The organism is Yersinia alsatica (assembly GCF_025133195.1).
Lineage (GTDB): Bacteria > Pseudomonadota > Gammaproteobacteria > Enterobacterales > Enterobacteriaceae > Yersinia > Yersinia alsatica.
This window is the reverse complement of sequence record NZ_CP104006.1, coordinates 1262691-1286235: the sequence shown is the minus strand read 5'-3', so window position 1 is coordinate 1286235 and position 23545 is coordinate 1262691. Positions and strand designations below refer to the sequence as shown.

The window sequence follows — 23545 nt, the reverse complement described above, 5'->3', positions numbered from 1 at the left end:
TGATGGGGCTTTTTTCATACTTTCAACCTACCTGGACGAGACACAAACCTGGGCTGAACCCGACTCTCTTTCTTGTTTTCAGCGCGCTATCCCCCTCGAATGGATCGCTCAGGTCCTCCAGTCCACGGATAAAGCCAGTAAATTTCCCGCTGAACTCGTCGTCTGGTTAATTCACGATGTCAGATTCGGTCCTGCAAATACGGGAGTGGTCAGCTATGCAAAGCAGTTATCCCCTCAACCCGGCAGCCTGACGATGTTTGACCGTTGTTATTTATCTGCAGAATTGCTGACTCACTGACAGCGAAAACAGCCCGACACCACTGGCTGGTGCCGCTGAAAAGCAATACAAAATATCGGGTGCTGAAAACATTCAGCGCCGGTGACCATCTGGTGGAAATGCGGGTCTCAGCCCATGCCCGCAGGCAGGACAGTGAGTTACCTGAGGTATGGCAGCAAGGCTGATAGAGTGTGATGACGGCAGTGATTACAAAGGATTTATCACTTTGCTGGAAGATGCAGAGCGCTATCCGGTCGCCGCTATACACTGATATTTAATACCAGCAGAATTTCACTCAGCCTGCTCTCTGCGGGTTCCCGCTATAAGCAGGCTTTTATTTTCTGTCATTTCAGTTTTTTTGATGAAAAACGACAGTTTTACTTGCTAACAACTTCTCAACTTCTCGACTAACATTCTCCCATCAACTCAGGGCGTTTGTGGAAAAAACCTCCACAGACAACCACATACAGATATTTTTATTATCTATTAACGCCCGCAGATGCCAGGCATTAATACAAACAACTTTTTGGAGAAGTCGTCGATGAACAAATTACAAGATACTGGCCTGTTGGTAGCGCGCATTCTGATGCCAATTCTGTTTATTGTTGCCGGTTACGGCAAAATGGGTGATGCCTATGCCGGTACCCAACAATATATGCAAGCAATGGGTGTCCCGGGCTTCTTCCTGCCACTGACTATTTTGTTGGAATTTGGCGGCGGTTTAGCAATTTTATTTGGTTTCCTGACCCGAACTACTGCGCTGTTCACTGCCGGTTTCACCATTTTGACCGCTTTGATCTTCCACACTAACTTTGCGGAAGGCGTTAACCAACTGATGTTCATGAAAAACCTGACCATCGCTGGCGGTTTCATTGTACTGGCTGTCGCCGGCCCAGGCGGTTTCAGTATCGACCGTCTGCTGGGTAAAAAGTGGTAAGTCCTTTTATATCGACTATAAATACCCAAAGCCATTGGAATTGCAGCTAGGCAGTAAACGATAAAAACCCGATGAGCTGGCTCAGGTCAGTGATTCGGGCTAGTGAGAGCAGCTATCAACGCTGCAACTTCAAGTACGAAGGGGATTTTATGGGACAACTTGTTGACGGTATCTGGAAAGACACTTGGTACGACACAAAATCTACCGGGGGTCATTTCAAGCGCAGTACCTCACAGTTTCGCAACTGGGTAACTGCTGATGATCAGGCTGGCCCACAGGGCAAAGCGGGCTTTAAAGCCGAAGCCCATCGTTACCATTTATATGTTTCTCTGGCCTGCCCGTGGGCGCACCGCACTTTGCTTATGCGCACTCTGAAAGGGCTGGAATCACTTATCTCAGTTTCGGTGGTGCATCCACTGATGTTGGAGAATGGCTGGACGTTCGGTCATGATTTCCCAGCAGCCACTGGCGATTCACTCTATCAGCTCGATTATCTTTATCAGCTCTATCTCCGTGCCGACCCTCACTATAGCGGGCGCGTGACGGTTCCGGTGTTATGGGATAAACAGCAGCAAACTGTTGTAAGCAATGAGTCAGCCGATATCATTCGCATGTTCAATAGCGCTTTTGATGCTGTGGGGGCCAAAGCTGGCGATTATTATCCTCCCGCATTGCGCCATGAAATTGATGATATCAATGGGTGGGTTTACGATCAGGTCAATAATGGCGTGTATAAAGCCGGTTTTGCGACCACGCAAGCAGCCTACGACGAAGCCGTCACCATCTTGTTTGATGCCTTAGATAATCTGGAACAGATTCTAGCTAAGCAGCGCTATCTGACCGGCGACCAACTAACAGAAGCTGATTTGCGCTTATGGACCACACTGGTACGTTTTGACCCGGTGTATGTGACGCATTTCAAGTGTGATAAGCGCCGTATCAGCGACTATCTCAATTTATATGGCTTTTTACGGGATATTTATCAGATGCCGGGCATTGCCGAGACGGTGGATTTTGCTCATATCCGCAACCATTACTACCGCAGTCACGGCACAATCAATCCTTATGGGATTATCTCCATCGGCCCACAGCAAGACCTGCTGGAGCCGCATGGTAGAGATATCCGCTTTGCTTAATTAGATGCCAAAATAAGGCGCAGTAGCCGATCACTTATTCATATTGGCAAATAACTTAGGGATTTCGCGCAGACACCACGACTTCGCCTCTCCCATACTGTCGCGACGCCACGCCATGATAATATCGGCTTCGCGACTGTATTCCGGCCCGACAACCCGCAAACGCCCAGCTTCAATGTCTTTTTCGACCATCTCATAAGGCATCGTCGCTACACCTAAACCGGCTAAGAGCGCCCGCCGCTTATCTTCAATAGTGCTGACAGTTAACCGCTGCTGTTTATCCAATAATTGCACCGTTAATACTGGCCGCTCCCGGGCGGTATCGGCAACAGCCACACCGCGGTATTTCACGCGGGTTAGCTCCGAAAGAGGCTCTGGTTCCAAGTGAATGGGATGGTCTGGGCTGGCAACATAAACACTGGTGACTTTGTACAGTTTGCGGCTGTTAATCTCCGATGAGGCGCGAAAATGCATATCTGGCGCAATCACGATATCCGCCCGCCCCTGCTCCAGCCGTTCCCACGCTCCAGCCAAAACTTCAGTAAAAATAGAAACCTGCGTATTGGCTTTCAACGCCAGCTTGTCAACCAGAGGGAATAGTTTCCAGGCCGGGGACAATGCTTCACTGACGATGGTGATATGGGTTTCCCAACCACGGGCCAGAGCCTCGGCATCGGTGGTCAGCTTATCTGCGGCCTCCAGCAGCACTCGTCCGCGATCCAATAACATGCGGCCGACATTGGTGAACTTGGTCCGGTGCCCGGAACGATCGAATAGCACCACGTCCAGCTCTTCTTCAAGCTTTTGCATGGTGTAACTCAATGCCGAGGGTACCCGTCCCAATTCATCGGCAGCCGCAGCAAAACTGCCACGGCGGTCGATGGCATCCATCACTCTCAATGCTTCTAACGTTAGCGCCCGATCTTTACCCATCATGTTCTCAATCAGGAAATTTGAATATAGCGACCAGATTAACTGGCTAACAATCTGACGTCCAGACGCTTACCATTTGTTTACACATTATACTCGTCATACTTCAAACCGCAGGGGCGTTGGCTGCGCGTTGTCACCCCAGTCACTTACTCAAGTAAGCTCCGGGGGATTCGCACTTTTGCCGCCTACCTGCAGCTCGAATTATTTAGAGTATATATCCACTAATTATATATACCCGATAGATTCCGGGTTGCAGGAGGCCATTGTCATGATCACATGCAGAACAGCAAAACAGTGCGGGCAAGCTGACTTTGGTTGGCTTCAGGCGCGTTATACTTTTTCATTCGGCCACTATTTTGATCCGAAATTATTAGGTTATGCTTCGCTGCGCGTTTTAAATCAGGAAGTATTGGCCCCCGGTGCATCATTCCAGCCACGCACTTACCCACGGGTTGATATCCTGAACCTGATTTTACAAGGTGAAGCGGAGTATCGAGACAGCTTGGGTAACCATGTGCGCGGCAAAACTGGCGATGTGTTGTTATTTTCAACACAATCTGGCGTCAGCTATAGCGAGCATAATTTGAGTACTGATAAGCCGTTAACTCGTATTCAGCTATGGCTCAATGCATGCCCTGAACAGGAGAGTCAACCTGCCCAGCGCATGTCACTGTGCAGCCAGCCATTGAGATTATTGGCGTCCCCTGACGGTGAACAGGGCAGCTTGAAGCTGCGCCAGCAAGTGTGGATACATCATCTGGATTTAGCGGCGGGCGAGCAATATACGATTGATTTGCATGGCCCAAGGGCTTATCTGCAATCGATTCACGGGACTGTCGCAGTGGAGGGCCCACAGGACAGCAACACCCAGCGCCTGACATGCGGCGATGGCGCTTTTGTGCAAGAAGAGCGGCATTTAGTGGTTAAAGCAGAAACTCCACTACGAGCATTACTGATTGATTTACCAGCTTGATAAAACTCAGGGAGTATAAAATAATTTTTATCTCCCTGATTAATATTAATTTTTAACTATTTCAGTGACGCCATATCAATGACAAAGCGGTATTTCACATCGCTTTTCAGCATCCGCTCATAAGCCTTTTCAATATCCTGAATATTAATCATTTCGATATCTGAAGCAATGCCGTGTTTAGCGCAAAAATCTAGCATTTCCTGGGTTTCAGCAATACCGCCGATGCAGGAACCCGCCACCGAACGCCGCGCCAGAATCAATGGCATGGTATTGATCATCGGGCTAAGATCTCCAAGATAACCAACAAACACCAACGTGCCATCCACATTCAAGGTCGGCATATACGGGTTAATATCATGCACATAAGGCACGGTATCGATAATCAAATCGAACTGCCCTTTTACTGCCGCCATTTGCGCACTTTCGGTGGACAACACAATGTGATGAGCCCCTAAACGGCGGGCATCAGCCTCTTTACTGGGTGAACGGGTAAACAGCGTGACTTCCGCCCCCAGCGCATTGGCCAGTTTCAATGCCATATGGCCCAAGCCACCCAGCCCTACCACCGCGACTTTACTCCCCTTGCCCACTTTCCAGTGGCGCAGCGGTGACCAAGTGGTGATACCCGCACACAGCAGCGGCGCGGCAGCTTTGAGATCCAATCCAGCAGGCATTTTCAGCACAAAATCTTGTGATGCTACAATCGCTTGCGAATAGCCCCCAAAGGTTGGCGTATGGTCATGGCGGTCAACACCATTGTAGGTTTGCACATTGCCTTCTTCGCAATACTGCTCCAAGCCCTTTTGACAGGGTTGGCACACGCGGCAAGAATCCACCATGCAGCCAATCCCGGCAAAATCACCCACTTTGAATTTTGTGACATCTTTGCCAACCGCCGTGACTCGACCCACCACTTCATGGCCGGGAACCAGCGGATAAGTGCTGAATCCCCAATCATTTCGCGCCTGATGCAAGTCAGAATGGCAAACACCGCAATAGAGCACTTCCATCACCACATCATCCGGGCGCGGTTCACGGCGGGTAAATTCGAGTGGCGCGAGGGGAGCTTGTGCTGACTTGGCAGCATAACCGAGAACTTTCATTGTCATGTTGTATCTCCGGTATTAGGACATTAAACCCAATAAATCATAACGGCCAGATTGAATATTCAAGAATAGAGAGGGTAACTTACTGCAACTTCAGAGCTCTTGTTTAGTCGGACGGAATAAAACTTCATTGATATCCACATCCTCCGGCTGACTGATGGCAAAAGCCACCACACTGGCAAAAGCATCAGCAGAAATGGCGACTTCGTCATAAAACTGTTTAATACCGGCGGCAACATCGGTTTCAGTAATGCTATTGACCAACTCGCTACTGACGGCACCGGGAGAAATAATCGTCGTACGAATATTGTAGGGCTTCACTTCCTGACGCAATCCTTCGGAAATCACACGAACCGCAGTTTTGGTCGCCGCATACACGGCACTGCCCGGCCTGACTTTATGGCCCGCCACCGAGGACGTATTGATAATATGCCCACTTTTCTGATCTTTCATATAAGGAAGTGCGGCAGCGATACCATAAAGAACCCCTTTGAGGTTCACGTCAATCATGGCATTCCAGTCGCTAATCTTGCAGCGCTCCAGTAACGAGTGTGGCATCAATCCCGCATTGTTCACCATCACGTCAATTCGGCCATACAATCTGACGGCCGTATCCACCAGCGCCTGAACTTGCTCGGGATGAGTCACATCCGTTTTGACAACCGCGGATTTATTCAGTGATAACTCTTCGGCCAGTTTTTCTAGCCGGTCAAGGCGGCGAGCACCCAGTACCACTTTTGCGCCATCCTTTGTCAAACGGCGTGCCAGAGCCTCGCCAAGGCCACTGCTGGCCCCGGCGATAACTACCACTTTATTTTCAATGCCTTGAGTCATAACCCCTCCAATATTTTACTTCTGATACTGCTCATCGCTGACTTTTTCCAGCCACTCAACCGGGCTGCCGTTGAGCGATTCGGCGATAGCAATGTGAGTCATCGCGGTATCCGGTGTCGCACCGTGCCAGTGCTTAACCCCCTCAGGGATCCAGACGATATCGCCCTGATTCATCTCTTTAATCTCTTTGCCCCACTCCTGAATCCAGCCGCGTCCTTGGGTGATAATCAAGGTCTGCCCCAATGGATGTGTGTGCCAGGCGGTACGAGCGCCGGGCTCAAATGTCACCGTCGCGCCCCCGACACGAGCAGGGGCTGTCGCCTGGAAAGGCGCATCAATACGCACCTGACCGGTAAAGTAATTTTCTGGGCCTGGTCGGGAAGGTTGGGAGCCGCTTTGAGTAATTTTCATTTTTTCCTCCACGTCGGCGCAAGCCGTCGGACTTAACATGGACAAGATAACTGTAGACGCTGCGAGTAATTTCATCGTGATTCCTTAGCTAGGATTTGGCCGGAGTATCAGTATTTCGCTGGGCAAAAACGGCTTTAACCATGGGTACCGCAGACATGGCATTAGGCCAGCCCACATAAAAAGCCAGATGAGTCACCACCTCAGCGGCCTGCTCTTGGGTTAAACCATTGTCCATCGCTTTATTCAGGTGGAAAGTCACTTGTGCCACCTGCCCTGCGGCAATCAGCGCACTGACAGTGATTAGGCTACGATCCCGTGGTGCCAGTGCCGGGCGCAACCAGAGATCACGGAACAGTACATCGGTGGTATAAGCCACCAGCCCAGGGAACTGCTGACTCCCTACCGACTGCTCAACCGCATTGAGGCGCAACTGCTCGGCCGTTTGGTTGAGTGGCAGCAACTCAGGTTGCGCCGTCGGCAAAGAGGCCGCCGTAATACCCCGCTGTTGGAAGATATCCTGAGCCGCAGCCACGGCTGACATGGCATTCCCCCAACCGGAATAAAACGCCAGATGTGTAATGATTTCCGACAACTCACTGGCCTTAACGCCGTTATCCAATGCCAGATTGAATTGCTCGGTCATTAATGCCGTCTGATTACGGGCAATGATGGCCGCGACGGTAATCATGCTGCGATCGCGTGGTGAGAGTGCTGGCCGTTGCCAGAGATCCGCTTGTAACTTTTGGCGCTGATAATTAGCCAAAGCCGGAGAAACTCGGCTCAGCGCCTCTGTGCTAGCGGCTTCGCTAGTCCGAACATCCTCCGGTTCTGCCATTGCCGCGCCAGAAATTGCCATCGATAAAGAAAGTGCCGTAGTGGCTAAACATTTCATGGTTTTCCCCTCCCGATAAGTCTCGGCTTAGTTGCGATGGGAAAAAATTACCGCTAATCAATGGGGAGGACTAGATAGCAAAATGTGCAAGGAGCTATGAGTAAAATTCATTAATCCAGCAACAAGGGATTTTTTGCTGATAACCAAATAAGCAAACATCAGATACCGCCATCTGGTAACGGTATCTGATAGGGCAAAGAGAGATCAAAGCCCGGTGAGTTTTTCCAGTGCTTCAGGGTAGCGCTCGCCCGTTAATTTCACTTTGGCTGCCGCATTATCCATTTCTTGCAGATCCGCCGCCGTCAACTCAACATTGGCCGCAGCAATATTCTCTTCCAGTCGATCCTGTTTACGAGTGCCCGGGATCGGCACGATCCACGGTTTCTTCGCCAATAACCAAGCCAGCGCTATTTGTGCCGGGGTCGCGCCTTTCTGCTGCGCCACATCCTGAATCAAGGTAATCAACAGCTGATTGGCCTTTAATGCCTCGGGAGTGAATCGTGGCAATGAACGGCGAAAATCATCATTGGCAAACTGAGTGGTTTCATTGAATTTGCCGGTCAGATAGCCTTTTCCCAGAGGGCTGTAAGGCACCAATCCAATCCCCAACTCTTCTAGCGTAGGAATAATTTCCTGCTCAGGTTTGCGCCACCATAGTGAATATTCACTCTGTAACGCAGTTACTGGCTGAATAGCATGAGCACGACGAATAGTCGCAGCCCCGGCTTCGGACAGCCCAAAGTGCTTAACTTTGCCTTCTTTAATTAAGTCCTGTACTGCCCCGGCCACGTCTTCGATAGGCACATTCGGATCAACCCGATGCTGATAAAACAGATCAATGACCTCTGTTTTCAGGCGCTTAAGTGAAGCTTCCGCCACCTTTTTGATATGCTCAGGCCGGCTGTTTAAACCTACCCATTTTGGCCCGCCGTTTGGATCGGCCTGAAAGCCAAATTTGGTGGCAATCACCACTTTATCGCGTAGCGGTGCCAGCGCCTCGCCGAGCAGTTCTTCATTGGTATAAGGCCCGTAAACCTCAGCGGTATCAAAGAATGTCACCCCCAGATCCACCGCTTTATGCAGCAGTGAAATCATCTCCTGCTTATCTGCTGCCGGGCCATAACCAAAGCTCATGCCCATGCACCCTAAACCAATTGCTGATACCGTCAGATTGCTGCGACCGAGTGTACGTTTTTGCATTGCTCTACTCCTGTCTGTCACTACATGACATTCATTAACTGAATATCGATTACAGAGAAAGTAGCAAATACTTCAGCCGAGGATTAGATGGATAAATACGCATGAGTATATGAATTTAATTCATAAATTAAGCTAAACTTGATGTTAATCGCCGCTACACCGCCAGGAATCCTGATGTTAAAAGAGAACTTTAATGATTTAATTTCATTCCTTATGGTTGCCAGAGAACGTAGTTTTACCAAAGCTGCGGCCAAATTGGGGGTTTCTCAATCAGCATTAAGCCACTCTATTCGCGGGTTGGAAGAGCGTCTTGAACTGCGTTTGTTAACTCGCACCACCCGCAGTGTTGCACCAACGCAAGCAGGTGAAAGGCTGGCAAATAGCCTTGAGCCACGTTTTGCTGAGATTGAACATGAGCTAGATGCACTGAGCGAAATGCGCGATCGCCCCGCAGGGAACATCCGTATTACCGCCGGCGAACATGCGGTTGATTCCGTGCTCTGGCCGGTACTGAAGTCATTCCTTGCCGAGTACCCCGATATCAATGTAGAAATTACCGTTGATAACGCCTTAACCGACATTGTCGCAGGCCGCTTTGACGCGGGGATCCGCTTGGGAGAACAGGTTGCCAAGGATATGGTCGCAGTGCGAATCGGGCCGGATATGAGTATGGCGACGGTTGGCTCGCCCTCTTATTTGGCTAAATATGGTGTGCCCACCACCCCCGCTGATTTACAAAACCATCGCTGCATCAATATGCGCTTGCCCACTATGGGCGGCCTTTATGCTTGGGAGTTTGAAAAAGAGGGGCGTCAGCTAAAAGTTCGAGTTGATGGCCAGTTAACGTTCAACAGCTTGCGCCAACGTATTGATGCCGCGACCATTGGCTTTGGTTTGATATTCGTACCAGAGGATTCAGTAAGTGCTGAAATTGCCAACGGCAGTTTGGTTAGAGTTCTGACTGAATGGTGTGAACCGTTTCCAGGTTATTACCTTTATTACCCCAGCCGCAGGCAGCATACCACCGCATTCTCACTGCTTATTGAAGCCTTACGTTTTCAGCGTGAATGAAGCAATTCATAAGATGGCAAGCTACAGGATGGGGTACAGACAAGGTTAAATCCGGCTGAACGAATGATATGTTTTATTCGCCCAGCCGGTTATGACCATCAAATATCTACTGCAGGCAAGTTACCCAGTCATTCTTATTCGAGTCATCAGTAGAAGTGCCATTACCATTAACCAGCCATATGCTGGAGTGGCTGGTCGCACCATATACTGTTGATGAAATGTAGGCACCGCTAGTCTGCCAACCAAAAATAGACTTGATTTGGTTTGATGGGTAGGCATTGTAAAGCGCAACTAAATCAGCACGGACTGGCAAGTTTGCCTGGCTGCCACAAACCCGCCCAATGGCTGAAGCATAATCAAAAGTTCCCCACACTTCATTGCTCATGGTTTGAGTAAAATCGCCCGCAATTTCTACATGAAGGCTTGGGCGCTTAAAGGTTTTCCCGCCAACAGTGATAGTTTCTGCCATATGGCCCCACATATTGGCCTGCGTCGTATCCGGGCTGGTGACCACCGTGTAAATCACATCAGTAGAAGCCGTCGCAGTACCTGATACTGCAGTGATAGTTCGCTGAACACCAGTACCTGAAGGGTCCGTCACTGGAATGGTTACCGTACCATCGGCACCTGTGGTGAATTTCCGCGCCGCCGTGATATTCGTACCGTTAAATTGCAGGGTGCCACTGTTTGCAGTATTACCTTGGCGGTTGATCACATTGCCGATGGTGAATGAGACATCCACCCCAGGGAGAAGCTCCCCACCGGCATCTCTGGCTGTGACCGTCGTTTGGATAGTCTCGCCAATCTTGGTGGTAGATTGGTCTACGGCGATAGCCAATACCGCGGCCACCTGAGCCACAAAGGTAGTGTTGACTGAGCGAGAGGCATTGTTACTCAGTTTCGCCGTCACCGACGAGGTTCCCGCCACGGTGTTGGTCAATGTTGCGGTAGCAATACCGTCCGCGCCCGTGGTGCCAATCACCGTGGTAACCAACGCACCATTAGTCGCCGTGAATGTGACGACTTCATCCGCCAAGCGGTTGTTATAACTGTCAGTGACAATCGCGCGTACAGCATTGGTAGCAACACCATTGGCGGTAGCATTGTTGGTGGTGACTGTCATATTCGCTGAGGAAATAGTCGCATTGCTACTATCAGCGACAAAGTTGGTATTCACTGTTTGATTAGCACTGTTACTCAGCGTAGCCGTTACCGCCGATGTTCCTGCCGCAGTATTGGTCAACATTGCAGTAGCAATACCGTCCGCTCCCGTGGTACCAATCACCGTAGTGACTAACGCACCATTGGTGGCAGTGAATGTCACCACTTCATCCGCCAGCAGGTTGTTATTGCTGTCAGTCACAGTAGCTTGTACAGCATTCGTGGCTGCACCATTAGCGACAGCATTGTCTGTTGTCACCGACATATTCGCCGCGATAATCACTGCACTGCCGCTATTAGCCACAAAGTTAGTGTCGATACTGTGGCTATTGCCATTCACAGTTGACGTTACTGAGCTAATCCCTGCGGTCAGATTGGTTAAAGTCGCTGTGGCAATCCCTTGCGCATTGGTGGTGGCAGAAGGGGTAATGCTGGCACCATTGCTGGCAACAAAATTCACGGTTTGATTCGCTACGCCTCCCCCATTTGCCGAGGTGACTTTTACTTGTACACGGTTGTTAGCCAGCCCATCCGCCAAGGCATTGTCATCCAACAGTGTTATCGCCACTGTTGCGGAGTTATTGACCATGCCAGCTACATCAATGGTGGTCACTGCCCGGTTGGAGATATTGCCCTGAGTATCACGAGCGACGGCGCTGATGACATGGCTATTATTTCCGCCGACTTGGTAAGGAGGGAAAGTTACCGCAACCGTGGTTAGTGATGTTTGTGTCACCACGCCCCCAGCAGCAGTCAGTGCGGCAGTATCCCAGTCAATTCGGCTGATACCATACTTTGCGGTGACTTGCGCGGTCAGTGGCGTGACATGGCCTTCAGGGCCAGCCAATTGCGGTGGCAGGCTCAAGTTCAGCAACTGCTGTTTTTGGTAATCCAACACAATATTATTATTACGTTCAACTAAATCATATCGGCTACCCGCCAGCATGCGAGATGCGGCGACCGCATTAGGGTCAATATGAGACTGCCAAGACTCTCCCAGACGATAATTCAGTTGGAAGTTAATACTGGAATCATTATTACTCCCTTTACCTGCCCGATGTTCAGCACCGACAGTCAACAATGGAATAGGGGTGTAATTCAAACCGGCAGTGATTGCATGTGGATTCTTTTGCCGATTGTCTTTACCAAACAGAGCAACATCATCCCCTTTATATTGCTCAAACATCAGTTTGCTACCCAATTGCGGATATGCTGGCAAATAAGCTTCAGCCCGGATGTCATATCCATTAGCAGGGCGCTCGTTATAATCAGCAAAGTCTCGAGATTGCTGCCAATCAGTAATACCAAAATAGCTGTTTGCCGATAATTTCAGGAAGTCGGTTGCTATTTCAGCCCCAACACCAACACGCCGATTATGGCCGGTCAGATCATTATCAAAGAAGGTGTTACCGCCAAACATCCAATTACCTTGAATGGTACGAACACCTACCCCCACATTAGCGGTATGCCGTTTATCCTGATGGCGGGCTCCTAATTGAGTAAATAATAAATTCTTATTGTCATCATAAAGAGGAACCAGCAAATCAAGTGCACTACCATTGAGGCTGCTATTGGAATCCAGATTTAATTGTACGCGGGCAGTACCAAACTGATTGAGCCATTGCTGAGCTGAAGTATTCGCCTCTCCAATAACCTTTGAACGTACCAGACCTGTGGCACTATTACCGGCACTGCTGCTACTCAGCAATGAACCAGCCATTTTGGCTTGCTCAGCCAATATTTTCCCATTGTCCTCAGAAGGTGGGAATGATTGCGGTGGTGTTGCTGTTTTCTGAGCAGCAACAACCGGGTTAACCGCCATGCTCAGTGGAAATAAACACTGAAATATAACTGTTAACCATGTAATGGTTGTCATACGACGGGAAGGCATAATATTGCTCAAAATTGTAATCCTAGGTGAAGTTAAATGTTGTGATAAATAATCAAAAGTTATTTTTTATTTAAAATCGACCGCTCTGATATAGAAATACAGAATTTAATTAAATTAACCACTCCTTAACAAATAAGACTAATAATTATTATTTGTAGAACTTAATAGTTTTGTTTGGTTAGTTATATTTATTAATCTGTTATTTGCTTGTAACAAAACAGATAGAGTTAAGTATTCACTGACAAATATAGACACTTCGTTGACATAAGATTAAATTAGCTATACGTGAATTTAAATTAAATAGAGATTTTTCCTTATTGCTAGCACTATACATTTCGATAATTTAAAAAAATATAAAAATATTCTTAAGGATAAATGACTATTCCGTTCAATTAATGGTGATGAGAAAATACAAAATTATGTTTTAAAATGATTTTCTTTCAAAAAATTGAAGATAATTAATATTAGATATGCTTTATTTTAAATAATATGGAATGAAATTTAAGATTATTCATACGAGAACAAATTAAAATTCATACATGAGCGTATGAAATATCGTTGAAATGGGGCGATAATTCTAATTAATGAGATAACAATAATTCTCTCGTGCTTATTCTACAAAGCAAAACCCCGCCGAAGCGGGGTTTTTATGGAATGAGTGGAGTTGACCGGTAAGCCGGGTTCTGTCGTGGACAGTCATTCCTCTAGGCCAGCAATCGCTCACTGGCTCAAGCAGCCTACCCGGGTTCAGTACGGGCCGTACCATGTGAACCCCTATTTGGCCTTGCTCCGGGTGGAGTTTACCATGCCACGGACTGTTGCCAGCCGCGCGGTGCGCTCTTACCGCACCCTTTCACCCTTACCTGATCCCACTTACGCGGGCCATCGGCGGTTTGCTCTCTGTTGCACTTGTCGTAGGCTTGCGCCTCCCAGGCGTTACCTGGCACCCTGCCCTATGGAGCCCGGACTTTCCTCCCCTTCACCTGTCTCCCCCGAAAGGGACGGCAGCGAAGCGGCGACTGTCTAGTCAACTCCGCGGCGGATTATAGTCACATTACAGTTAAATGTCATCTTTCACCGACAACAAATATTCAGCCCGAAAAATTATTGATTTTCACTTCAATGCAGTTTGATGAATGTAAAGTTTATTGTAAATAAATTTACAATAATTTTCTTTTAAGTCATATGCATAGATAAGATTCATTGACTAGCATTAAACATAGTTACTGCCAATAGAGCAAAAATAATGGCGTGCTTTATTCTTGCTCGGGAGTTCCACCATGAAACGTTCCATTGGTTTTATTATCCCTCTCCTTTCTGTTGCATTATTAAGTGGTTGTGTCGTTGAACCGGCACGATATGCGGAACCAAGAATGGTGGTCGAACCGGGTGTGGTCATCGAGCCCGATGTCATCATCCCACCGGGAGTCGTCTATGTGGCACCGCATTACCCAAGACCCGGACCGGGTTATGAGTGGCGCTATCGTGAAGGGCATAATTGGGGTTGGTACCACCCACAATATGGCTGGCACCATCGTGGCTGATAAACTCACCTGAGGCTGGCTATCCGGCCTCAGGTGTTAGTCGCTTACTCTTCTTCTTCGTCGCTCTGCTCTTGGAGGTCTTGTTCCAAAGCATACTTATAGAGTGCGTTCTTTTTCACACCATGGATCTCTGCAGCCAGAGCCGCTGCTTTTTTCAGCGGCAACTCTTTTTGCAACAATGCTAAAGTACGCAGTGCGGCGGCTGGCAAGGCATCATCGGCCTGCACTTTGTGCCCTTCGACAATTAATACCATTTCACCGCGGCGGCGGGTTTCTTCTTCTTGAACCCAAGCCAGTAACTCACCCACCGGTGCGCCGTGGATAGACTCCCAGGTTTTGGTTAGCTCTCTGGCCAGTACCACATAGCGTTGTGGGCCAAGTACGGTTACCATGTCCTGTAAACTTTCCAACAAGCGATGTGTGGATTCGTAGAAGATCAGTGTTCGAGGTTCCTCAATCAGCGCTTGCAGAGTATCCTTACGTCCTTTGGTTTTCGCTGGCAGGAAGCCTTCGTAGCAAAAACGATCTGAGGCAATACCGGCGGCAGACAGTGCAGTAATCGCCGCACAAGCTCCAGGTAATGGCACCACTCTGATGCCAGCTTCACGGCAACGGCGCACTAAATGGTAGCCCGGATCGTTGATTAGTGGCGTTCCTGCATCTGAAACCAGTGCAATACTCTGGCCCTCTTGCAGTTTTGTCAGCAAATGTTCGGCTTTTTGTTGTTCGTTATGGTCATGAAGTGCAAATAGGCGGGCGTTGATCGCGAAATGTTGTAACAGCAACCCTGTATGACGTGTATCTTCTGCCGCAATCAAATCAACGCCTTTCAGTACCTCTAACGCCCGGTGGGTAATATCCCCTAAATTGCCGATTGGGGTAGGTACCACATAAAGCGTAGATGCAGAAATCACTGCTCGATCTGGTTGATTCATTGTTTCATCCGAATTACCGATTTAATATTGAGCATCTTGAAAAAAACATCACTGGATACAGTATGCTTTCCTCAACATTCGTTCGTTCCAAAGCAGGGCTTGTCCCTGTTGTTCTGGCTGCGTTGATACTGGCAGCTTGTTCAAGCAGAGCACCACAGACGTCGCCACCTGTAAATATACAGGATGAGGCAAGCGCTAACTCTGACTATTATCTGCAACAGTTGCAACAGAGCGGTGATGATAACAAGGCTGACTGGCAATTACTTGCCATTCGTGCCCTGTTACGTGAAGGGAAAATCCCTCAGGCAGCAGAACAGCTCGGTACGCTACCCGCTAATCTGAGCGATACCCAGCGCCGGGAACAGCAATTGTTGACTGCTGAGTTGTTGGTGGCACAGAAAAATAATCCTGCCGCAGCCGACATTCTTGGCAAGCTGGATGCGACTCAGCTCTCAGCCAACCAACAGGTTCGTTTCTATCAGGCACAGATTGCCGCCAATCAGGGTAAAGCAACGTTACCGCTGATTCGGGCATTTATTGCTCAAGAACCCTTGCTGAAAGATAAAGCACATCAAGATAATATTGATGGCACTTGGCAAGCTCTCGCCCAGCTCACTCCACAAGAATTGAACAACATAGTGATTAATGCGGACGAAAATGTCCTGCAAGGTTGGCTGGATTTGCTGCATGTGTATCAGGATAACAAGCAAGATCCCGACCTGCTGAAAGCGGGCATTAAAGATTGGCAAAACCGTTATCCGCAAAATCCGGCAGCCAAAAACCTGCCAACAGCATTAACCCAGATCAGCAACTTCAGCCAAGCCTCTACCGCGAAGATTGCCCTGCTGCTGCCATTGAGTGGCCCAGCACAAGTCTTTGCCGATGCTATCCAGCAAGGCTTTATTGCGGCGCAGAATGGTCTTCCGGTGACACCGGCTGCGCCTGTAACGCCAGATGCAACAGCAACCACGGCTGCCGATGGCACCGCAGCCCCTGTGACAGATGTTGCTCCAGTGGCAACTCCAGCCCCTGTCGCGGCACCGGTGGCAACCAGCAATGCACAGGTGAAAGTCTACGACACCACCACCCAACCGGTGGCAGCATTGTTGGCTCAAGCCCAGCAGGATGGCGCTACTTTGGTTGTTGGCCCACTGTTGAAGCCCGAAGTCGAGCAACTGAGTGCCACGCCAAGCACACTGAATATTCTGGCGCTGAATCAGCCAGAGGTCAGTACCAACAGCCCAAATATCTGTTACTTCGCTCTGTCCCCAGAAGATGAAGCCCGCGATGCTGCGCATCATTTGTGGGGTCAGGAAAAGAGAATGCCGCTGTTGCTGACACCGCGCGGTGCTTTTGGTGACCGCATCGCCAAGGCTTTTGCTGAAGAGTGGCAAAAGCAAGGCGGGCAGACAGTATTGCAGCAAAACTTCGGTTCGACGGCTGAGTTGAAACAAGCCATCAACAGTGGTGCAGGTATCCGCTTAACCGGTCAGCCAGTGGCGGTTTCGAATACTCCGGCTGCGGCCCCAGCATCTGTGACCATTGCGGGCCTGACCATTCCAGCTCCTCCGGTTGATGCGCCCGTCGTTTCAACCTCTGCCGGTGGTAACATTGATGCGGTGTATATCATTGCAACACCCGCTGAGCTGACCCTGATTAAGCCGATGATTGATATGGCCACCAGCACCCGCACCAAACCGGCGCTGTTCGCCAGCTCGCGTAGCTATCAAGCCGGTGCAGGCCCGGATTACCGTCTGGAGATGGAAGGCGTTCAATTTAGTGATATTCCATTGATGGCAGGGTCAAATCCAGCTCTGATGCAGCAAGCAGCCGCTAAATATGCCAACGATTATTCACTGGTGCGTTTGTACGCCATGGGCATTGATGCTTGGACATTATCGAATCATTTTGCTGAAATGCGCCAAATTCCTGGTTTCCAGGTAAGCGGCACCACTGGCGATTTAACTGCATCGGCTGATTGTGTTATCACCCGTAAATTACCTTGGCTGCAATATCGTCAGGGTATGGTGGTACCAGCGGCGTAAAGTGATTAGGGTGAGTGAATGTAGCTAACACCCCTGCAACTTCAAGCACGAAGGACATTTCCAAAGTCATTGGTGTTGCAGGTAGGCAGCAAATGAGCACATCCCGATGAGCTTACTCAGGTAAGTGATTCGGGTGAGTGAATGTAGCTAGCACCCCTGCAACTTCAAGCACGAAGGACATTTCCAAAGTCATTGGTGTTGCAGGTAGGCGGCAAATGAGCACATCCCGATGAGCTTACTCAGGTAAGTGATTCGGGTGAGCGAATGTAGCTAACCCCCCTGCGACTTCAAGCACGAAGGGCATTTCCAAAGTCATTGGTGTTGCAGGTAGGCAGCAAATGAGCATATCCCGATGAGCTTACTCAGGTAAGTGATTCGGGTGAGTGAATGTAGCTAACACCCCTGCAACTTCAAGGACGAAGGAAATATGAACCAACGGAACACTGGCGCACATTATGAAAATAAAGCCCGCAATTATCTTGAGCGGGCGGGTTTAATATTTCAGGCGGCCAATGTCACCTATCAAAGTGGTGAAATTGACCTTATCATGCGCGATGGTGCTACTTGGGTGTTTGTTGAGGTTCGCTTTCGGCGCAATGCCCTATTTGGCGGTGCTGCCGCCAGTGTCACTTATAGCAAGCAGCAACGGTTACTCCGAGCTGCCGCTCTTTGGCTGGCCCAGCGAGATGCCTGTTTTGCCACAACACCGTGCCGTTTTGATGTTTTTGCCATCACTGGCAGCCAGTTAGAATGGTTGCCGAACGCCTTCAATGCGGATTGATGATTTTTCTCCGGTTTAATACCGGGTTATTACTGAGTGGGTTAAATCAACGTGCTGGATAGAATCAAAGGTTGCTTTACAGAAAGTATTCAAACCCAGATTGCCGCGGCTGAGGCTCTGCCCGACGCCATATCCCGTGCAGCAATGACATTGGTTCAGTCACTGCTCAACGGCAATAAAATTCTCTGCTGCGGTAATGGGACTTCTGCGGCTAACGCGCAACACTTTGCTGCCAGCATGATAAACCGTTTCGAAACAGAACGACCTAGTCTGCCCGCTATTGCTTTGAATGCTGATAATGTCGTACTCACCGCCATTGCCAATGACCGCTTGCATGATGAAGTTTATGCCAAACAGGTACGTGCACTCGGTCATGCGGGCGATGTTTTGCTCGCTATTTCCACTCGTGGCAATAGCCGTGATATTGTTAAAGCGGTCGAAGCAGCAGTCACCCGCGATATGACCATTGTCGCCCTGACTGGCTACGATGGCGGTGAACTGGCTGGCTTGTTAGGTCAGCAGGATGTCGAAATCCGCATACCTTCGCACCGTAGTGCCCGGGTTCAAGAATTACACATGCTCACAGTGAATTGCTTGTGTGACTTAATTGATAACACTCTATTTCCTCATCAGGACGATTAAAGGAGCACGAATGAAGGTTGGTTATATTTTTGCCATGCTATTCAGCGCCCTGCTATTACAAGGCTGTGTTGGTGCCGTCGTTGTCGGCAGCGCCGCAGTCGCCACTAAATCCGCTACAGATCCACGCTCTGTTGGCACTCAGGTAGACGATGGCACACTCGAGGCCAGAGTCGTCAATGCACTGAGCAAAGATCAGCAGATAAAAAGCCAAACACGTTTTGTGGTCACCGCATATCAAGGGAAAGTTTTGCTGACTGGGCAATCGCCAACTGCTGAACTGTCTAACCGCGCCAAGCAAATTGCTGCAGGGGTTGATGGTGCCACGGAAGTGTATAACGAGATGCGTCTGGGTAAACCCGTCGACCTAGCAACCGCGTCAATGGATACCTGGATCACCACCAAAGTCCGGTCACAGCTACTGACCGCAGACTCGGTTAAATCCTCCAATGTGAAAGTCACCACCGAGAATGGCGAAGTCTTCCTCTTGGGACTGGTCACTCAGCAAGAAGGGCAATCCGCTGCGCAGATAGCCAGCCAAGTGAGTGGTGTGAAACACGTGACGACCGCGTTTACTATCGTGAAATAATTTGGCCGTAAAATCAGCCAGTTTAGGTAGATAGCACCAGATTTATTCAGGGCTTAGAGCAATCTAAGCCCTTTTTAAACTCATAATAACTCTTATACCCAAAGTCATGGGTGTTGCAGGTAGGCAGCAAGTGAAAGAATCCCGATGAGCTTACTCAAGTAAGTGATTCGGGTGACAGAGCGCAGCTAACCCCCCCTGCAACTTCAATGAAGAAGGGAGTTTTCTTGTAAGAACTCCTTTCCACCCAACTGACGCATCTGGCGCAAAATCCACTGCTGGCGGGAAATAACATAATTTGACGGGGCATTAACCTTGAAACGATGCGGATTGGGCAGCACCGCAGCCAATAAAGCCGCTTCTGATGAAGTCAATTTGCTGGCTGGTTTATTGAAGAAATGGCGAGATGCCGCCTCCACACCAAAAATACCGTCACCAAACTCGGCAATATTCAGATAAACCGTCAGGATACGCCGCTTAGTCCAGACCAACTCAATGCCAGCAGTCAATCCCACTTCCAGCCCTTTACGTATCCAGCTGCGCCCGTCCCAAAGAAAAAGATTCTTTGCCGTTTGTTGCGATAACGTCGATGCACCGCGAATACGATTTTGATTACGCTGATTATGAGATAACGCCGACTCGATAGCCCCCACATCAAACCCCCAATGCTCCGGGAACTTTTGATCTTCCGCCGCCATCACTGCCAGTGCCATATAAGGCGAAATTTCATCCATTGGCACCCAATCAGAATGCGCGACATAGGAGAAATCACCTGTCAGCCAGGCCCCGAGTTGCCTTTCAAGCATAACCATGGAAAACGGAACCGGTAAAAAAGCAAAAATTAAAATACCGGCCAGCCACAGAGCGACAATGCCAAGAGCGCCCCGCTTTCCCCAATACCAAAGCCAACGTAATCCACGCCTGACTGAAATCATTCGGTTAAATCCAGCACCTTCGCCACGAGTTTATCAATGCCTTTAGCGGCTTCAGAAATAGACTCAGCCAACATGTAAGCCGGTGTTGTGACCACTTTATTCTCCGCATCAACCACTACATCATCGACCGGACAAATTACATGCTCTCCACCCATAACTTCAATCGCATCAATGGTATCGGGATCGTTACCAATAGTCAGACGGATAGGTTTGCCCAACAATTTAGGCAGCATCACTGGAGAAATACACATAAAACCAATTGGTTTACCGGACTTATGCATTGATTGAGTTAGCTTAGTTAAATCTGGATCTATCGTGCATTCAGAACCCTTAATTGCGAAATCGCTGAGGTTCTTTGCCGCGCCAAAACCACCAGGGACAATAAGGGCATCTAACTGCTCTGAATTGGCTGAAGAAAGGGGGTTTATCTGCCCACGAGTAATGCGCGCAGACTCCACTAAAACATTGCGCTGCTCTGTTAATTCTTCACCAGTAAGATGATTAATAACATGCAGTTGCGGTTTGTCTGGTGCGAAGAATAAAACACGTGCTCCAGCACGATCTAATGCCAGTATTGTTAAGACAGATTCATGTATCTCTGCCCCATCAAAAACACCGCATCCACTCAGCACTACACCGACGGTTTTCATCACACCTCTCCTTTTCTCACTCTGTCAATCGCTTAACCTGTTCTAGTGACAAAGACGTATCTCTATCACAAATTTTAATGAATCTTGTAACAAGAGCGCTTACATTTGCTATGTTGTTGCCTGTATGATGTATGGAAGAATCCTTACAACCTGCGAATCCATTCGAAATCGAAATAATACGCAGGTTAACGATTTCCCTGGTGTTGGCGCAGTATTCGCGCACCCCGGCCTCGGTCGGGGTTATTTTTTTTCAGCTTCCGCTACCCACTCCCGCAACACCTGAACATCATTACGCCATTCTGATTTTAATTCATCGACCCAATCTTGCACGTTGTCCCACCATGCTGGCAGTGTCGGTGTTTGAATTTGCTGTGCAAGCTGCTGGATATGACGTAAGCCAACAGAACCCGCGGCCCCTTTAATCTTATGCGCCTCTTCAGTAATCCCCTTTTGATCCCGCGCAGTCATGTTTGAATCCAGCACCGCCAAATAACTCGGCATCATTTGTTCAAACATTTCCAGGCTTTGATGAATCAATTGTGGGCCAACCAAATCGATGTATTGTTCCAGCATCGCAGTATCAAGTAACGATTCATGGGTTTGCATCACTTTATATTCCTGTTTTTTAGCGGAGGAAGAGGGCTTCTGATCCCAGAATTGCTTAATCATGGCCGTGAGCGCAGGCACAGACAACGGCTTGCTCAGCACGTCATCCATCCCAGCATCTAAATATTCTTTTTTGTCCTTAAGGACGTTGGCGGTCAATGCCACCAATGGCGGCAGTGATTGATTATCATAGTTCGCCCGAATCTGGCGGGCGATATCCAAGCCGCTCATATCGGGTAACTGAATATCCAGCAGCACTAAATCAAAGTCATCGGGCTTGAACATCGCCAGGGCATCGTGGCCATTCATCGCCACCTCAACACTATTGCCCAGTTTCTCCAGTACCGAGCGCGCAACAATGACGTTCAGCTCGATATCTTCCACCAGCAAGACATGAAGAGCGGGCAGTGGCATGTCGTCGCCTGATGGCGTGGTAGAAACCGCCTGCACGGCTGGCGCCTTGATGGTCAGGGTAAAGCATGACCCAGCGCCTTGGGTGCTTTTCACCGTGATATCGCCCCCCATGCTTTGGGCCAAACGTTTAGACACTGCCAGACCAATACCGGTCCCGGTCGCCGGTCGACCGCCGTTACTGTCTTTGACCTGATAATACATGGCAAAAATCTTGTCCTGTTCATCTTCAGGAATCCCCATGCCAGAGTCTTCCACTTCAAAGGTCAGGCGGTCACTCCCTTCACGCCGTACCCGCACTACAATTTTGCCCTGTTGAGTAAATTTCACCGCGTTGCCGATCAAATTCCACAGAATCTGGCGCAAGCGAGTGCCATCAGTAATGATCTTCTCCGGCAAGGGCAACTGGGGCTCCATAATAAACTTCAGCCCTTTTGGCTGTACCAGCAAGCCAGAGAGGTTTTCCAGATCCGCCATAAAGCCTGTAAAATCAATTGGCTGATTATCAAGTTGAACTTTACGGCGCTCCAACTTATCCATCTCAATGATATCGTTAAAAATATTCCCGAGGGTGATTGCACTGACGTGAATGGTTTTCAGGTATTTCAGTTGTTCGCTGTCTAATTCAGTGTCAAGCAGGATGCGGCTTAGGCCTACAATGCCATTAAGCGGCGTACGCAGCTCGTGGCTGATTGTTGAGATGAAGGTGGTCTTATCCCTACTGGCGTTCTCTAGCGCGTCCTGATAGCGTTTACGCTCGGTTATATCGCGTCCAAAGCCCATCAGACCATGCCGCTTACCGACGCGATCGTAAAATGGCACTTTGCGCAGTTCAAAACAGGCTTTCCGGCCATCGGGATAAACCAGCCACTGCTCATAGGTAAGAGAAACGTTATGACGGAAAACTTTCTCATCCGTTTCCATGACTTTTTCAGCAATATCCGGCGCATAGACATCTTTGGGGGTTAGCCCAACCAATTGCTTCTCACTTTTGCCCGTCAGCAATTCCATTGCTCTGTTGCAGCCAGAAAACTCATTGGCTTCGTTACGGTAATAGACCAGATCCGGGGAGGCATCCAAAAAAGATCGTAACAAGGCGGACTGCTGCCCTAGTTCAACCTGAGCCTGTTCACGGTGGCCCATCTCTTCTTTCAGCTTATCGACCACTTGCAGATGAGCTTTCTCTGCTTTCTCACGTTCCACAATTTCTTGATTAAGTTGAGCAATATTTTCGGTCAGTTGCTTATTCAGCTCCAAATCGCGATGGCGCATCACTTCAAGTTTATCAACCAAGCGCGACAAGCGCTGGCGCGACTCTTCCAACTGCTCAACCACCACCGACAGGAAATACACGGCCCACGGCGTGATCAACAGGCCGAAGAAAATAGAGCGCACTAAATCGAGGGTTTCAACCGAGCCACTCAATACGAATGTCACCGCCATCTGCACCACCATGGCCAGCAACACCAGCACAGATGCCAGTAGCAGTGAGAAGCGAACCAGCCCTAACTTAACCATTAAATCAACGTAGTACTGGGCTAATACCCTGATTTGCTTCATAGCAACCCCTGTCTGTGTTTCCGGATATACC

20 protein-coding genes, 1 other RNA gene and 1 pseudogene are annotated in these 23545 nt (G+C 49.1%); 10 read left to right on the top strand and 12 right to left on the bottom strand.

The annotated features are described in order from the left end of the window. Positions 1–16: 16 nt before the first annotated feature. The 3 genes and pseudogenes from N0H69_RS05615 to N0H69_RS05605 all read left to right on the top strand — a co-directional run. Positions 17–542, top strand: a pseudogene (locus N0H69_RS05615) (IS4 family transposase); the annotation flags it as partial. 276 nt (positions 543–818) lie between these two features. Further along, entirely contained in the window at positions 819–1214 is a 396-nt protein-coding gene (locus tag N0H69_RS05610; protein WP_004714887.1) for a DoxX family protein, read from the top strand. 149 nt (positions 1215–1363) lie between these two features. Beyond that, positions 1364–2350, top strand: a complete 987-nt coding sequence (locus N0H69_RS05605; protein ID WP_050150557.1) for a glutathione S-transferase family protein — start codon at positions 1364–1366, stop codon at positions 2348–2350. Between the two features lie 30 nt (positions 2351–2380). Here N0H69_RS05605 and N0H69_RS05600 read toward each other — a convergent pair whose 3' ends face one another. Continuing rightward, on the bottom strand, positions 2381–3283 hold the full coding sequence (locus tag N0H69_RS05600; RefSeq protein ID WP_004709860.1) for a LysR family transcriptional regulator: 903 nt from the start codon (positions 3281–3283) through the stop codon (positions 2381–2383). A 268-nt stretch (positions 3284–3551) separates the two neighbouring features. Here N0H69_RS05600 and N0H69_RS05595 point away from each other — a divergent pair, with 268 nt between their 5' ends. Further along, a complete protein-coding gene (locus N0H69_RS05595; protein ID WP_050150551.1) occupies positions 3552–4256 on the top strand; it encodes a pirin family protein in 705 nt (234 codons plus the stop codon). A 56-nt stretch (positions 4257–4312) separates the two neighbouring features. On the opposite strand, the gene N0H69_RS05590 is transcribed toward N0H69_RS05595, so the two are convergent. From N0H69_RS05590 to N0H69_RS05570, 5 genes are all read right to left on the bottom strand, one after another. Further along, on the bottom strand, positions 4313–5365 hold the full coding sequence (locus N0H69_RS05590) for an NAD(P)-dependent alcohol dehydrogenase (protein ID WP_050110363.1): 1053 nt from the start codon (positions 5363–5365) through the stop codon (positions 4313–4315). Positions 5366–5455: 90 nt separating this feature from the next. After that, positions 5456–6196 (bottom strand): SDR family oxidoreductase, encoded by a 741-nt coding sequence (locus N0H69_RS05585; protein ID WP_050110364.1) that lies wholly within the window; start codon positions 6194–6196, stop codon positions 5456–5458. Positions 6197–6211: 15 nt separating this feature from the next. Further along, positions 6212–6682, bottom strand: a complete 471-nt coding sequence (locus tag N0H69_RS05580) for a (R)-mandelonitrile lyase (RefSeq protein WP_172666534.1) — start codon at positions 6680–6682, stop codon at positions 6212–6214. Positions 6683–6695: 13 nt separating this feature from the next. Then, complete coding sequence (locus N0H69_RS05575; RefSeq protein WP_050123254.1) at positions 6696–7499, bottom strand: carboxymuconolactone decarboxylase family protein; 804 nt, start codon at positions 7497–7499, stop codon at positions 6696–6698. 204 nt (positions 7500–7703) lie between these two features. Next, positions 7704–8699 carry an aldo/keto reductase gene (locus tag N0H69_RS05570; RefSeq protein WP_050150548.1) on the bottom strand — a complete coding sequence of 332 codons (996 nt, stop codon included), beginning with the start codon at positions 8697–8699 and terminating at the stop codon, positions 7704–7706. Positions 8700–8873: 174 nt separating this feature from the next. Here N0H69_RS05570 and N0H69_RS05565 point away from each other — a divergent pair, with 174 nt between their 5' ends. After that, positions 8874–9770 carry a LysR substrate-binding domain-containing protein gene (locus N0H69_RS05565; protein ID WP_050110367.1) on the top strand — a complete coding sequence of 299 codons (897 nt, stop codon included), beginning with the start codon at positions 8874–8876 and terminating at the stop codon, positions 9768–9770. A 106-nt stretch (positions 9771–9876) separates the two neighbouring features. On the opposite strand, the gene N0H69_RS05555 is transcribed toward N0H69_RS05565, so the two are convergent. Beyond that, positions 9877–12834 (bottom strand): inverse autotransporter beta domain-containing protein, encoded by a 2958-nt coding sequence (locus N0H69_RS05555; protein WP_151419903.1) that lies wholly within the window; start codon positions 12832–12834, stop codon positions 9877–9879. A 644-nt stretch (positions 12835–13478) separates the two neighbouring features. Next, positions 13479–13857: RNase P RNA component class A (gene rnpB / locus N0H69_RS05550), an RNA gene on the bottom strand. A gap of 245 nt (positions 13858–14102) precedes the next feature. Between rnpB and N0H69_RS05545 the strand changes: the two genes are divergently transcribed. Next, positions 14103–14366 carry a hypothetical protein gene (locus N0H69_RS05545; protein ID WP_072077427.1) on the top strand — a complete coding sequence of 88 codons (264 nt, stop codon included), beginning with the start codon at positions 14103–14105 and terminating at the stop codon, positions 14364–14366. Positions 14367–14410: 44 nt separating this feature from the next. Here the strand turns inward: N0H69_RS05545 and rsmI are convergent, their stop codons facing one another. Then, the gene (rsmI, locus tag N0H69_RS05540; RefSeq protein ID WP_050150542.1) at positions 14411–15301 is read right to left on the bottom strand and encodes a 16S rRNA (cytidine(1402)-2'-O)-methyltransferase; all 891 of its coding nucleotides are present in this window, start codon (positions 15299–15301) and stop codon (positions 14411–14413) included. Positions 15302–15363: 62 nt separating this feature from the next. Between rsmI and N0H69_RS05535 the strand changes: the two genes are divergently transcribed. From N0H69_RS05535 to dolP, 4 genes are all read left to right on the top strand, one after another. Further along, the gene (locus tag N0H69_RS05535) at positions 15364–17346 is read left to right on the top strand and encodes a penicillin-binding protein activator (RefSeq protein WP_050150539.1); all 1983 of its coding nucleotides are present in this window, start codon (positions 15364–15366) and stop codon (positions 17344–17346) included. 427 nt (positions 17347–17773) lie between these two features. Next, positions 17774–18127, top strand: coding sequence for a YraN family protein (locus N0H69_RS05530; protein WP_050123243.1), 354 nt, complete (start codon positions 17774–17776; stop codon positions 18125–18127). Between the two features lie 51 nt (positions 18128–18178). Next, positions 18179–18769: a DnaA initiator-associating protein DiaA gene (gene diaA, locus N0H69_RS05525; protein WP_004710884.1), complete on the top strand. Its 591-nt coding sequence runs from the start codon at positions 18179–18181 to the stop codon at positions 18767–18769. Between the two features lie 10 nt (positions 18770–18779). Next, positions 18780–19355 carry a division/outer membrane stress-associated lipid-binding lipoprotein gene (dolP, locus tag N0H69_RS05520; RefSeq protein WP_050110982.1) on the top strand — a complete coding sequence of 192 codons (576 nt, stop codon included), beginning with the start codon at positions 18780–18782 and terminating at the stop codon, positions 19353–19355. Positions 19356–19558: 203 nt separating this feature from the next. Here the strand turns inward: dolP and mtgA are convergent, their stop codons facing one another. The 3 genes from mtgA to arcB form a co-directional block, all read right to left on the bottom strand. Then, the gene (mtgA, locus tag N0H69_RS05515; protein ID WP_050123242.1) at positions 19559–20287 is read right to left on the bottom strand and encodes a monofunctional biosynthetic peptidoglycan transglycosylase; all 729 of its coding nucleotides are present in this window, start codon (positions 20285–20287) and stop codon (positions 19559–19561) included. Then, the gene (gene elbB, locus N0H69_RS05510) at positions 20284–20937 is read right to left on the bottom strand and encodes an isoprenoid biosynthesis glyoxalase ElbB (RefSeq protein ID WP_050110984.1); all 654 of its coding nucleotides are present in this window, start codon (positions 20935–20937) and stop codon (positions 20284–20286) included. Before elbB ends, mtgA begins: the two co-directional genes overlap by 4 nt. Positions 20938–21177: 240 nt before the next feature. Beyond that, the gene (arcB, locus tag N0H69_RS05505; RefSeq protein WP_050110985.1) at positions 21178–23514 is read right to left on the bottom strand and encodes an aerobic respiration two-component sensor histidine kinase ArcB; all 2337 of its coding nucleotides are present in this window, start codon (positions 23512–23514) and stop codon (positions 21178–21180) included. Positions 23515–23545 lie beyond the last annotated feature (31 nt).